Origin of the sequence: Mesorhizobium sp. M1D.F.Ca.ET.231.01.1.1 (assembly GCF_003999155.2) — a bacterium.
Classification (GTDB): Bacteria; Pseudomonadota; Alphaproteobacteria; order Rhizobiales; family Rhizobiaceae; genus Mesorhizobium.
Map to the genome: position 1 here is coordinate 78,935 of NZ_RZOZ02000002.1, position 11,358 is coordinate 90,292.

At 65.9% G+C, this 11,358-nt stretch carries 12 protein-coding genes; 6 read left to right on the forward strand and 6 right to left on the reverse strand.

Annotation, left to right across the window (positions count from 1 at the left end; translation table 11 throughout):
- Positions 1–23: 23 nt before the first annotated feature.
- From EN874_RS06820 to EN874_RS06830, 3 genes are all read right to left on the reverse strand, one after another.
- Complete coding sequence (locus EN874_RS06820; protein WP_127426092.1) at positions 24–821, reverse strand: DUF1194 domain-containing protein; 798 nt, start codon at positions 819–821, stop codon at positions 24–26.
- A gap of 52 nt (positions 822–873) precedes the next feature.
- Positions 874–2,685 carry an ABC transporter ATP-binding protein/permease gene (locus EN874_RS06825; RefSeq protein ID WP_127426091.1) on the reverse strand — a complete coding sequence of 604 codons (1,812 nt, stop codon included), beginning with the start codon at positions 2,683–2,685 and terminating at the stop codon, positions 874–876.
- Positions 2,686–2,792: 107 nt separating this feature from the next.
- The gene (locus tag EN874_RS06830; protein WP_127426090.1) at positions 2,793–3,575 is read right to left on the reverse strand and encodes a methyltransferase domain-containing protein; all 783 of its coding nucleotides are present in this window, start codon (positions 3,573–3,575) and stop codon (positions 2,793–2,795) included.
- A gap of 99 nt (positions 3,576–3,674) precedes the next feature.
- Between EN874_RS06830 and gloB the strand changes: the two genes are divergently transcribed.
- On the forward strand, positions 3,675–4,442 hold the full coding sequence (gene gloB / locus EN874_RS06835) for a hydroxyacylglutathione hydrolase (protein ID WP_127426089.1): 768 nt from the start codon (positions 3,675–3,677) through the stop codon (positions 4,440–4,442).
- Positions 4,443–4,509: 67 nt separating this feature from the next.
- Positions 4,510–4,941: a cupin domain-containing protein gene (locus tag EN874_RS06840; protein ID WP_126087392.1), complete on the forward strand. Its 432-nt coding sequence runs from the start codon at positions 4,510–4,512 to the stop codon at positions 4,939–4,941.
- Here the strand turns inward: EN874_RS06840 and EN874_RS06845 are convergent.
- The 3 genes from EN874_RS06845 to EN874_RS06855 form a co-directional block, all read right to left on the reverse strand.
- A complete protein-coding gene (locus tag EN874_RS06845; RefSeq protein WP_127426088.1) occupies positions 4,938–5,609 on the reverse strand; it encodes a lysoplasmalogenase in 672 nt (223 codons plus the stop codon). The two genes, EN874_RS06840 and EN874_RS06845, sit on opposite strands and share 4 nt — an antisense overlap.
- A complete protein-coding gene (locus tag EN874_RS06850) occupies positions 5,606–6,493 on the reverse strand; it encodes an EamA family transporter (RefSeq protein ID WP_126087390.1) in 888 nt (295 codons plus the stop codon). Before EN874_RS06850 ends, EN874_RS06845 begins: the two co-directional genes overlap by 4 nt.
- Before the next feature lie 88 nt (positions 6,494–6,581).
- The gene (locus tag EN874_RS06855) at positions 6,582–7,373 is read right to left on the reverse strand and encodes a DUF3108 domain-containing protein (protein WP_127426087.1); all 792 of its coding nucleotides are present in this window, start codon (positions 7,371–7,373) and stop codon (positions 6,582–6,584) included.
- Between the two features lie 254 nt (positions 7,374–7,627).
- Here EN874_RS06855 and rpmB point away from each other — a divergent pair, with 254 nt between their 5' ends.
- From rpmB to EN874_RS06875, 4 genes are all read left to right on the forward strand, one after another.
- On the forward strand, positions 7,628–7,924 hold the full coding sequence (rpmB, locus tag EN874_RS06860) for a 50S ribosomal protein L28 (RefSeq protein ID WP_126087388.1): 297 nt from the start codon (positions 7,628–7,630) through the stop codon (positions 7,922–7,924).
- A gap of 90 nt (positions 7,925–8,014) precedes the next feature.
- The gene (locus tag EN874_RS06865) at positions 8,015–8,695 is read left to right on the forward strand and encodes a queuosine precursor transporter (protein ID WP_127426086.1); all 681 of its coding nucleotides are present in this window, start codon (positions 8,015–8,017) and stop codon (positions 8,693–8,695) included.
- 65 nt (positions 8,696–8,760) lie between these two features.
- Positions 8,761–9,435: a hypothetical protein gene (locus EN874_RS06870; protein ID WP_127426085.1), complete on the forward strand. Its 675-nt coding sequence runs from the start codon at positions 8,761–8,763 to the stop codon at positions 9,433–9,435.
- Between the two features lie 131 nt (positions 9,436–9,566).
- Positions 9,567–11,345, forward strand: a complete 1,779-nt coding sequence (locus EN874_RS06875; protein ID WP_127426084.1) for a GtrA family protein — start codon at positions 9,567–9,569, stop codon at positions 11,343–11,345.
- Positions 11,346–11,358: the final 13 nt, after the last annotated feature.

Below are 11,358 nucleotides of genomic sequence, written 5' to 3' on the forward strand. Positions count from 1 at the left end.
TGGAACGTCTGGCGCGCTCCAGTTCATCGATCCAGCTCCGGAAAATACGGATCGGAGAACCGCTGCCGCAGCCGCTCGCCAAGCAGGCAATCGATCGGCGCCTGGGCATCGACGCGAACCGTTCTGAGGTGACCGACGCCGCTCACCTCCTGGATCAGCTTGCGGCGGATCGCGGTCGAGAATTCGGACGCCGCATAGATCGGCAGCACGAACGAACCTGGGCCGCCGGTGACGCAGTCGGCATAGTAGCGATCGAGATGGCTGACGCTCGGCGACGGGCTGATGAGGATCGGCAGGCCGTTGATGATGATGCCCTCGGTCAGGGCCGCATCGCGGGTCATGGCGACAGGTAGCCCGGCATTGTTGGGCCCGTCCCCCGATATGTCGATGACCCGGCGCGGCGCCGAAAAGCCGTTTTTCTGCAGAAGCGCGGCGCCGAAGCCGAGGGCGCCGGAAATCGAGGTGCCGCGAAAGCTCCGGAACGGACGGCCCGCGATCTTGTCGGCGAAGGCATTGGCGCTGTCCGCGCCGTCGATGACCTGCCAGCCGATCACGCCGTCATTGCGCACGACGCCCGCCCATTCGAAATAGGCTATCGCGATGCGGCCCCTCGAACCCGAACGCACGGCATTGATGAAATCGGGATGCCGCAGCGCCTCGACATAGCCGGCGCGCTGCAGGGCGAACTCCCCTTCGTCCATCGATTGCGAGATATCGACGGCCAGCACCAGTTCGACATCGACGGCAGTGCCGCCGATTGCAGGCATTGGCGCTGCCTCGGCGCAGGCAAGGCATGCAAGCAGGCTGAGCAGCTTGAGCATGGCAGGCTCCCACCACGCCGGGATTCTTCACCGCGATCACGGCGAAATAAAGCTATTTCCTGGCGTGCGCCGCGGCCGGCGGGGGTTCGATCGCGCCGGCCCGAAGGCGGGCCGGCTTGAGCGCCGATCGGCCGCTGTCCTTGACGATGGTGAGCGCGCGCGGGAAGAACTGGTTGTTGTGCAGGCCACGCCCGATATTGAGGATGGCGGCGTCCGGCAGCCTGGCCTGCAGCATCGCCAGCACGCGCCGCAGCGTGGCGCCGTCGAATGTATCCAGCGCCTCGTCGATGATCACCCATTTCGGCTTCCTCAGCGCCAGCCGCGCGAAGGCGAGCAGCCGCTGTTCCTCGTCGGCCAGTTCATGCTCCCAGCGCGCCGAGCGGTCGAGCTGCGACGACAGGCGCTCGAGGCCGACTTCGCCGAGCACCGCGGAAATCTCAGCGTCGTCGATCCTGGCGCCTTCGGCATGGTTGAGAACGTCGCGCAGCGTGCCGAGCGGGAAATAGGGCGTGCGCGGTACGAAAAACGGCCTCTCCCCGGCCGGCATGCCGATGCGCCCGCTTCCCCAGGGCCAAAGGCCGGCGATGGCGCGGAAGAACAGCGTCTTGCCGGCACGCGGATCGCCGGTGATCATGACGCGCTCGCCGGCCTTTATCTCGGCATCCGTCTCGGCAAGCCTGGTGCAGCCGTCGGGAGAGGCGACCTCGAGCTTGTCGAATGTCAGCTTGCCATTCGCGTTCTCGCCGAACGCGATGCGCTTTTCCTTGGCATGCAGGATGTCCGTTTCGCCGAGCGCGATGCGGAAGTCGGCGACGCGCATCAGCGTTGCCCGCCAGTCGGCGATGGCGCCGATATTGTTGATGAACCAGCGCAGCGAGGAATTCACCTGGTTGAAGGCGCCGACAGCCATCATCAATCCGCCGAAGCTGATATCGCCCGCGAAATAGACCGGCGCCGCGACCAGGATCGGCGCCACCACGGTGATCCAGCCATAGGCATCGGTGATCCAGGACAGGTTGATCTGGGCGCCATAGATGCGCCGCATGGCGCCGAGCACGCTGGCGAGATCGACCTCCAGCTGCCGGCGGCCGTCCGCCTCGCCATGGGCAAGCGCGATGGCGTCGATATTCTCATTGACGCGGACCATGGAGGAGCGCAGCTCCGCCTCGCGCGTGTAGCGATCGCTGTTGAAGCGGATGAGCGGCCGGCCCACCAGCCAGCTCAGCCAGGAGGCAATGCCGGCATAGAGGATCGCCGCCCAGACCATGTAGCCGGGTATCGTCAGCGAATGGCCGCCGATATCGAAGACGAAGCCGGAGGAGAGCTCCCACAGCACGCCGATGAAGGACACAAGCAGGATGAAGGATTGCAACAAACCGACGCCGAGGTCTGTCGACAGGTCGGAGAGATGCCCGGCGTCCTGCTGCATGCGCTGGTCGGGGTTGACGCCGATGGCGCCCGCGTGGGTGAGCCGGAAGGCGCGCGCCGGCCGCATCCATTCGGCGATGAGGTCGAGCGTCAGCGCCTCGCGCAACTTCAGCCGGATCGTCTGGTTGAGCCAGGTCTGGCCGACATTGAGCACCAGGAGGCTGCCGGCGATTGCGGCAAAAACCATCAGCTGGTGCAGGAACCCCGGCAGGTCGCGCCGCGCCAGCGCGTCGTAGAAGGGCTGGTTCCAGCGGTTGAGCAGGACCTGCCCGATCGAGGTCGCGACGATGACGCCGACAATGCCGATCGAGGCCCACAGGAGCGGCCTGCGCACCGGCGACGTCTTCAGCGCCAGCCTGATCGCCGCCAGTTGGTCGGAGAGGCTGCTCGACTCGACCGAGAACGCTGCCTGTTCGGCGCGGGGCTTGTCATCCATACGCGGTATCCCTGCTTTCGGAAACGGTCATCGACGCCGATGCCGCACCCCGAACCTGGCCCTGAGATAGGGTGATGATTGCCTTGCGATGCAAGGATTGCCCCCGATCACGAACGCGTCATCTGCTTTGTCCGACGCAGCGTGTCGGCCGCCTTTCGGCCGAGCCGCGTCGCGCCCTGCGGCGAGAAGACCGGCACGAAGACGCGGCGCGAGGCGCGCTGCGCGACCGGCACGCCCTGGTAGAGGCGCTTCTGCGCCTCGACGACGATGACGCCGGAGAAGATCGGCCAGAACCGCCGGCCGGCCCGCTCCAGCACGTTGTGGAACTGCATCATGAAGCGCCGTGGCGACGGCGGGAAGAACAGCGCATCGGACCACGCGGCGGGCGTGAAATTCGCCTCGCGCAGCAATTCGGTAAGCTGGCCGCGCGAGAACGGCCGGCCGTTGCCGAAGGGCGTGTGCTCAAAGCGCGCCCAGACGCCGCGCCGGTTGGGCACGACGATGACGACTCTACCCGCCGGCGACAGCACGCGCCAGATCTCGTTCAGCGTCTCGCGCGGATTCTCGACATGTTCGAGCGAATGGACCAGCAGCATGCGGTCGATGCAGGAATCGACCAGCGGCAGCTCCTCGTCGAAGACGAGCGCGGTCGCCGTCGGTCCCGTCGCCGGCCACACCACAGCCCCTTGCGTCGCCGGCATGAAGGCAAAGACGCGCTCGGCGTCGGTGCCGAAGCGCTCCAGCCAGGGCAGCGTGTAGCCGAGGCCGACCAGTCGCTCGTTCGGAACGGCTGCCCATATCGACGACAGCGCCATGGTGATCGCGCGCTCGGCAAGGCGCCCGAGCGTGGTCGAATAGAAGGAGCGGAGATCGACGATATCGGAATGCATGGCTGGGACGGTAGCCGCGATAAATGCCGAGTTCAACAAAGGCGGATGACATCGGCGGCCGGGCGCCCTATGTCTGCGGCGATAACGGAGAGCGCCGATATGCCGGTCGAAATCGAACAGTTCATGTGCCGCACCGACAATTTCGGTGTGTTGGTTCACGACCCCGAAAGCGGCCAGACGGCGATCATCGACGCTCCGGAGGAAGCCCCGATCCTGGCCGCGATCAAGCGCACCGGCTGGACGCCGACCATGATCCTGACCACGCATCATCATGGCGACCATGTCGAGGCCAATCTGGCCCTGAAGGAGCGTTTCAAGCTCACCATCATCGGGCCGGAAGCCGAGAAAGCGAAGATCCCCGGCATCGACGAGACCGTCAGGCAAGGCTCCGTCATCCGCCTTGGCGAGGAAAGGATCGAGGTCATCGAGACGCCCGGCCACACCGCCGGCCACGTCTCATACCATCTGCCGGCCTCAAAGGTCGCCTTCACCGCCGACACGCTGTTTGCGCTGGGCTGCGGCCGGCTGTTCGAATGCAAGCCGCCGGTGATGCACGAGTCGCTGAAGAAGCTTGCCGCCCTTCCGGCCAAGACCGTCGTCTATTGCGGCCACGAATACACCTTGGCCAATGCCCGCTTCGCGCTGACCGTCGACCCCAGCAATTCGGCCTTGAAGGAACGCGCCGCAAGGATCGAGGCGCTGCGCGCCGACAACAAGCCGACCCTGCCGACGACGATCGGCGAGGAACTGTCGACCAATCCGTTCCTGCGCTGGCACGACCCGACGATCCGCAAGCATCTCGGCATGGAGAGGGCGAGCGACGTTGAGGTGTTCGCGGAGATCCGCAAGCGCAAGGACAATTTCTGATGCATGCCGCCCGAAAAGTATGTGGCTTTTGGGATAACGACATGCATCAAGGTCAAAGACCTCTTTCATGACCAGCGCCGCCGAAATCATCGCAACGCTGGGGCTCCAGCCGCACCCCGAAGGCGGCTGGTATGCCGAGACGTTTCGCGATGCTTCGGGAGGCCCGCGCGGCCATTCCACCGCGATCTACTTCCTTTTGGAGAAAGGCCAGCTTTCGGCCTGGCACCGGGTGAAGGATGCGGCGGAGGTCTGGCACTTCTATGCCGGCGCGCCGCTGGCGCTCGCCATGCATGAGGAAGGCTCCGGCGCCGTCATCGAACAGGTGCTGGGCGCCGCGCTTGCCGCGGGCGAGCGGCCGCAGATCGTGGTGCCGGCCGGCTGGTGGCAGTCGGCGCGCAGCCTCGGCGAATGGACGCTGGTCGGCTGCACGGTGGCGCCGGGTTTCGACTTCGCGGCTTTCGAGCTTGCCGAGCCGGGCTGGCAGCCGAAAACCTCTTAACTCAAGAGAAAACCAAGCGTGATTGCCAGCTGGGCCGCATAGTAGAGCACCCAGACCGCGTAGCGCATCCAGACGCGATGCGGCGAGATCGCGGTAAGTAGGAAGCGCTCGGCCGCCAGCAAGCCGTCCGAGGCCATGAACAGCGCGGCGCCCGCGATCACCCACGGATAGCCGGTCGTTAGCGCCGAGATGCCCATGGCGAGGATCGCCGCGACATAGACGGCGATCGGGATACGCAAGGGTGGACCGACGCGGCGCCACAGCGCTGCGAGCATCACGATAACGAACGCCGCCATCACCAGGGCGATCGCGCCGCGCCAGGGTTCGGCCGCGAGCAGCCCGATCCCCCCGCCCGCCTCGAGGAACAGGGCGACATAGGCGACATGCGCGGCAAGAAAGCTCGCCAGCCCGCCAAGGAACGCCTTTTCGCCGTCGCGCGAGAGGAACGCATCGCCGGCGGCGCTGAGCGCCAATGCCGCGACGAGCAGCAGCGGACCGCCCTGCATGACGGCAAGCGCCGCCAGCAAGGCGACGGCCAGCGTCTTGGCGGCGGAGCGGGCGAGGCGCGGCGAAAGCTCAAGCGCCAGGACGTAGATCGCCGAGGCGGCTATAGAGAACAGAAGCGTCGCATTCGGGTTGGCCTCGATGCCGCCCGCGAACGGCATCATGCGCTTGCTCCGCCGGTCGCCGGCTTGCGCAGCAGGAGCGACTTGGCCGCGAGCGCCGCCCCGCCGGTGATAAGCACGCAGGCGGCGAGGATGCGCAGCGACGGCTCGGCCACTCCGGCCGCGATCAGCACCAGCGTCGACAAAAGCGGCGCGGCATAGCTTGCCGCCCCCAGCACCTGGATGTTGCCGCGCTTGACGCCGATGTCCCAGGCATAGAAGGCGGCCCCCACCGGCATCAGGCCGAGCCCGACGACGGCCAGCCACTGGCCCGGGCCGTCCGGCAGCACGGTCGTTTCGAGCAGCAGGTGGCAGGCGAGCGAAAGCACCGACGTCGCGGCGCAGAACCATGTGACGATCGAGGTCGGCACCGACGGGAAGCGTCGCGACAGGAGCGAATAGGACGACCAGAGCAGCGCGCAGACGCCCGCCATCGCATAGCCGAAGGCGTAGCGCGCGTCGAAGGCGAGCCCGCCGCCCTTGGTGACGATGAGGAAAGTGCCGGCAAGGCCGAGCAGCGCGCCGACGACATGGTTCCAGGCGAGCCGTTCGCCCGGCATCAGCGCCGAGCCGAGCACGATGAGCAGCGGCCACAGATAGGCGATCAGGCTCGCCTCGACTGCCGGCGCGTTGCGCAGCGCCGTGAAGTAGAAGAAATGATAGCCGAACAGCCCGGCAATGCCGATCAGCCACACCTGCGGCGGCACCTTCCGGCTCTTGTCCGGAGCCGGCATCACCAGCCTGGCGGCAAGCCCGACACAGGTGCCGATGGCGAAGGTGATGGCCGACAGCAGAAACGGCGGCACCTGCCCGGAGGCGTCGGTGAGCAGGGCAAGCAGCGCCCACATGGCAACCGCCGAGAAACCGATCAGTGTTGCGCGCCCCATACCTGTCCCCGGCGGGGCGCCGTGGCGCCCTTAGCAATTCCAGGAAAAGTGCCTGGCGGATTTCCGCCCGGAATTGCGCAAAAACAAACTAGTTCACTGCTTCGAATCGTCGCGCGCTTATGGTCAGCGGACCGATCTGGGTCCCGACCGTGGCACGGATCGGCGCATATACGCCGGATTGGCCGAGCGGTGCAAATGTCACCATCATGCGGCTCTTGTTCTTGAGGAATTCAAGCGCCTTGCGGCCCTTGCGATAGCCCGCCACCGGCTCGAAGCCCATCTTGCAGGTGACGGTGTCGCCCTTGTAGCCGGGCACCGAGATCGAGCCTTTCGAGGCATAGGTCAGCGACAGGTCGGCGCGCATCTCCCCATCGTAGAATTTGACGGTCCGGCCGCAGACCTTGTCCAGGCTGTCGGCATGGATGACGGTGGCCGCCATCGGGTCGAGCACCGATTTCAGGTCGCCGGCGCCGACCGGCACCCAGCTCTTGGGATCGCGCTTGCCGGGCTGCGGAACGACCTTCGTCGAGGAGACGCCGCCACCGGCGAAGCGTATGTCGACCGCGGATGCCTTCTTGCCGGAGGTGTAGTCTGCGCGGAAGGCTTGCGGCCGCATCTGCTGGCCCGAAATCGTGCCCTTCGATGAGATCGTGCCCTTGGTGTCGTCGAACAGCTTGGCAATGCCCGCGGCCGAGACAGTGCCGTTGATGGCGTAGTTGTCGCCGTCGTAACGGCTCGAAAAAGTCGCCCTGGCGACCGAAAGGCCAAGGAAAGAAACCGTGTATTCGCCCTTGAAGGACTGTGGCGAGGCTGCGGCGAAACCCGACGTCGGAACGATGACGGCAAGCAGGGCGGCAAAGGCTTGGGATGATCGAAGCATGGCGGGCGGCAAGTCCTTGATACGGGCGGAGACGCAACGGTTCCAGCCTGGCAATTCCTTCGCGAAGGGCTTATACGGCGAAATCCGGCCTTTATATGGAGCGCGCCTCGCCGTAGCGCACCTGGCGGAGCTTGACGGCGTGGCGAAATGCAACTATGGAACGCCAACTTTTCCAAAGGCCGCCTGACCGAGACCGCGCGCCGCCTGGCGCGGGCAGAATGGTTTGGCAGGTTCAGAACTGAAGGTTAGACAAGATGTCCCGTACCTGCGAGCTCACTGCCAAGGCAGTCCAGACCGGCAACAATGTGAGCCATGCCAACAACAAGACCAAGCGTCGCTTCCTGCCGAACCTGGTCAATGTGACGCTGATTTCGGAAGCGCTGAACCAGAACGTTCGCCTGCGCATTTCGGCCAACGCGCTGCGTTCGGTCGAGCATCGCGGCGGTCTCGACGCGTTCCTGGCCAAGGCAGACGCCAAGGAGCTGTCGCAGCGCGCCCGCCTGCTCAAGAAGCAGATCGCCAAGAAGCTCGCCGAGCAGTCGGCCGCCTAAGGTGCTTTTCAGGCGGCGTCGACCGCCTTCCAAGGAGTGGCGTGCAGATTCGGCATGACATTCCGCTGGTTCCATTACCCAGGATAAAAAATGAACTTCCTCACACGATACCTGCCCTTCGTGGCCGCCATGGCGCTTGTCGTCGTGGCGTCGAACATCCTCGTCCAGTTCCCGATGCAGGGCCAGGTCGGCAGCCTGTCGCTGGCCGACCTGCTGACCTGGGGCGCCTTCACCTATCCTTTCTCCTTTCTGGTCACCGACCTCGCCAATCGCCGCTATGGCCCGGCCGTGGCGCGCAAGGTGGTGTTCGTCGGCTTCATGACGGCGGTGATCTGCTCGATCCTCGTTCCGCCCTTCCTGTTCCGCCACGGCCTGATCGAATTCGAGACCGCCGCCGACCGGCTGGTGCGGATCGCCGCCGCTTCCGGCGCCGCCTTCCTCATCGCGCAACTGCTTGATGTGACCGTCTTCAACCGGCTGCGCCGGCAGAGCTGGTGGCGCGCGCCGATCGTCGGCACGCTGGTCGGCTCGGTGTTCGATACGCTGGTCTTCTTCGGCGTCGCCTTCTCCGCCGCCTTCGCCTTTGTCGGGCCGAACGACGGCTTCGCGCTGGAAACGGCGCCGCTGATGGGGGTGCTGCCCGTCGAGACCATGCGCTGGGTCTCCTGGGCGCTCGGCGATCTCTCGGTCAAGCTGATCATCGCGGTGGTGGCGCTGATCCCCTACCGGCTGCTCGCCGCCCGCTGGAACCAGCCGGCGCTCGCGGTCTAGAGCATGATCCCAAAAAGTGGGAACCGGTTTTTGGAACAGATCATGCTCCAACAAAAAGAGAGAGCATGATCCCCTGGGTTCAGCTTGATTCAGCCCGCACACCGGACGGCGCGCAGGAACTTCGCCTGAAGCGGCGCGGCGATGAATTCTCGATCATGCTGGGTACGAATGAGCTGATGAACAGCCGCCTCAGCGGCTCCGAGGAGACACTCGCCAAGCTTTCATGCGAGCGGATCGCTGGCCGCAGGCAGCCTCGAATCCTCATCGGCGGGCTCGGCATGGGCTTCACCTTGCGCGCCGCCCTTGCCGCGCTTGACGGGGACGCTGCCATCACCGTTGCCGAGCTTGTCCCCGCGGTCGTCGCCTGGGCGCGCGGCCCGATGGCCGGGATTTTCGAGGGCTGCCTCGACGATCCCCGCGTCACCATTCGTGAGGCTGATGTCGGCCAATTGATAAGGGCCGAGACGGCCGCTTGGGACGCCATCCTGCTCGACGTCGACAATGGTCCCGAAGGCATCGTCTACAAGGAAAATGACTCGCTCTATAGCGCGGCCGGCCTCGCTGCCGCGCGTGCCGCCTTGAAGCCCGGCGGCGTCCTGGCGGTCTGGTCGCAGGGACCGGACGGCGGCTTCACGCGGCGGTTGAAGCAGGCGGGCTTCATTGTCGAGGAGATCGCCGCGCGCGCCCGCGGCAAGCGCGGTGCCCGTCATCTGATCTGGATCGCAGCCAACGGCCACTGATCCCTGCCGGCCGCTCACCGCTGGAGCAGCACGCCCCTGACGCTTTCAACAGCCGGAAACCAGCCGGCTTTACGCTTTGTTACGGCCGTTGGTGCAGGATCGCGAAAACGATCCAGGACATCGCCGCCAGCATGACCATCCAGGGCACGGGTTGGAAACATGATCTCCTGCTCGCGTCCTGCGCGACGCTGCTGGTGCTGGCGATCAACGCGATCTCCGGCTTTCCGACCATTGCGGACCTTGGCGCCGACAACGACAGCATGCTGAGGCTGGTCGAGGTTAGAGACCTGCTGGCGGGACAGAACTGGTTCGATCTTCACCAATACCGGATGGGCCTGACCGGCGGCTTCGTCATGCACTGGTCGCGGCTGGTCGACACGCCGATCGCGCTGATCATCATGGCCTTCCACGCGCTGGGCGCCGGCACGGCCGCCGCCGAAAGGGCGGCGCAGATCATCTGGCCGCTTTTCCTTTATGGGCTCACCATATTCGTCATCCTGCGCGCCTCGCGGCGCTTTGCCGGCGCCGACGTGGCGATGCCGTCGCTGGTGCTTGCGACCGCGGCGCTGTTCTTTCTCGGCATTTTCAACCCCGGCACGCTGGACCACCATAACGTCCAGCTCCTGCTGACGGCGGCCAGTCTCTGGTTGCTGATGGAGGCTCCCTTCTGGCGGCCGGCCGCCTTTCTGTCCGGCCTGTGCGCGGGCCTGACGCTGGCCGTCGGTATGGAGACAGCGCCCTATGTGGCCGCGCTTGGCGCCTGTGCCGCGGCGCTCTTTATCGTCGACGAAAGGGAGCGCCAAACCGCGCGCGGCTTCGGCCTCGGATTTGCGGCAATAGCCTCGGTGGTCCTCGTGGCCACCATACCGCCGGCGGCCTGGGGCGTGGCCCAGTGCGACGCCTTCTCGGCCTTCCAATTTGTCATCGCGGCGCTGTCGGGCTTCGGCCTTGCGGCCATTGCCGGCCTGTCCGGGCAGTCGACGGCCAGGACGCGTTTCTTCTTAATGTCCGCATTGGCCCTGGCGATCACGGCCGTTGCGATCGTGTTCTTCCCGCAATGCCTGGCATCGCCCTATGCCGGCATGGACGAGCGCATTCGCACCTATTGGCTGAACGACGTCGTCGAGGCGCAGCCCTTCCTCAGCGTGGCCGTCAACCAGCCGAAGCTGATGGCGGCGCGCTATGTGACGCCCTTCATCGCAATCCTGCTGATCGGCCTTCAGCTTCGCAGCCGCCGCCTGCGCCGCGAGGAAGCCCTTGCCGCCATCCTGCTGATCGTCGCTTTCGCCGTCAGCCTCTGGCAGGTGCGCGGCTCGACCTTCTCGGTCGCCTTGGCCGTGCTGCCGCTCTCGACCTGGGTCGCCAGGATCCGCCTGCAGGCAAACGCCGCGCAGTCATGGCGCGTCTCGACCCGCATCGCGGCGGCATGGCTGGTGTCGCTCAACGCGACCTGGGCCGGCGTTGCGGTCGCCGCGCAGGCGGTGGTGCAAAAGGTGCCCAGGGACGTCAACTCCGACGCGGACCATGCGCTGATCTGCGGCAAGGCCGCAGACTTCAGCCAATTGGCCGCCATGCCGGCAACGACGGTGCTTGCGTCTTCCAACCTCGGCTCCGCTGTTTTGTTGTTTACCGGGCACAGGGCGCTGGCCGGCCCCTACCATCGCAATGTCGGCGGCAACCTCGCCATGCTCGACGCCTTCATGGGAACGCCCGACACCGCCCGCGCCATCGTCGAGCGCGAACATGTCGGGCTGGTCGCCATATGCCGCGGCAATTCGGAAGAGCTGGCGCTCGCCGCCGAGGCCCCCACGGGCCTGGCCGGGCGGCTGCTGAAGCGGGACGTTCCCGACTGGCTGGAATTGGACGGCGCGACGGCGGACAAGCCGGTCGAGATCTACAGGGTCCGCTGAACAACAGGATCGC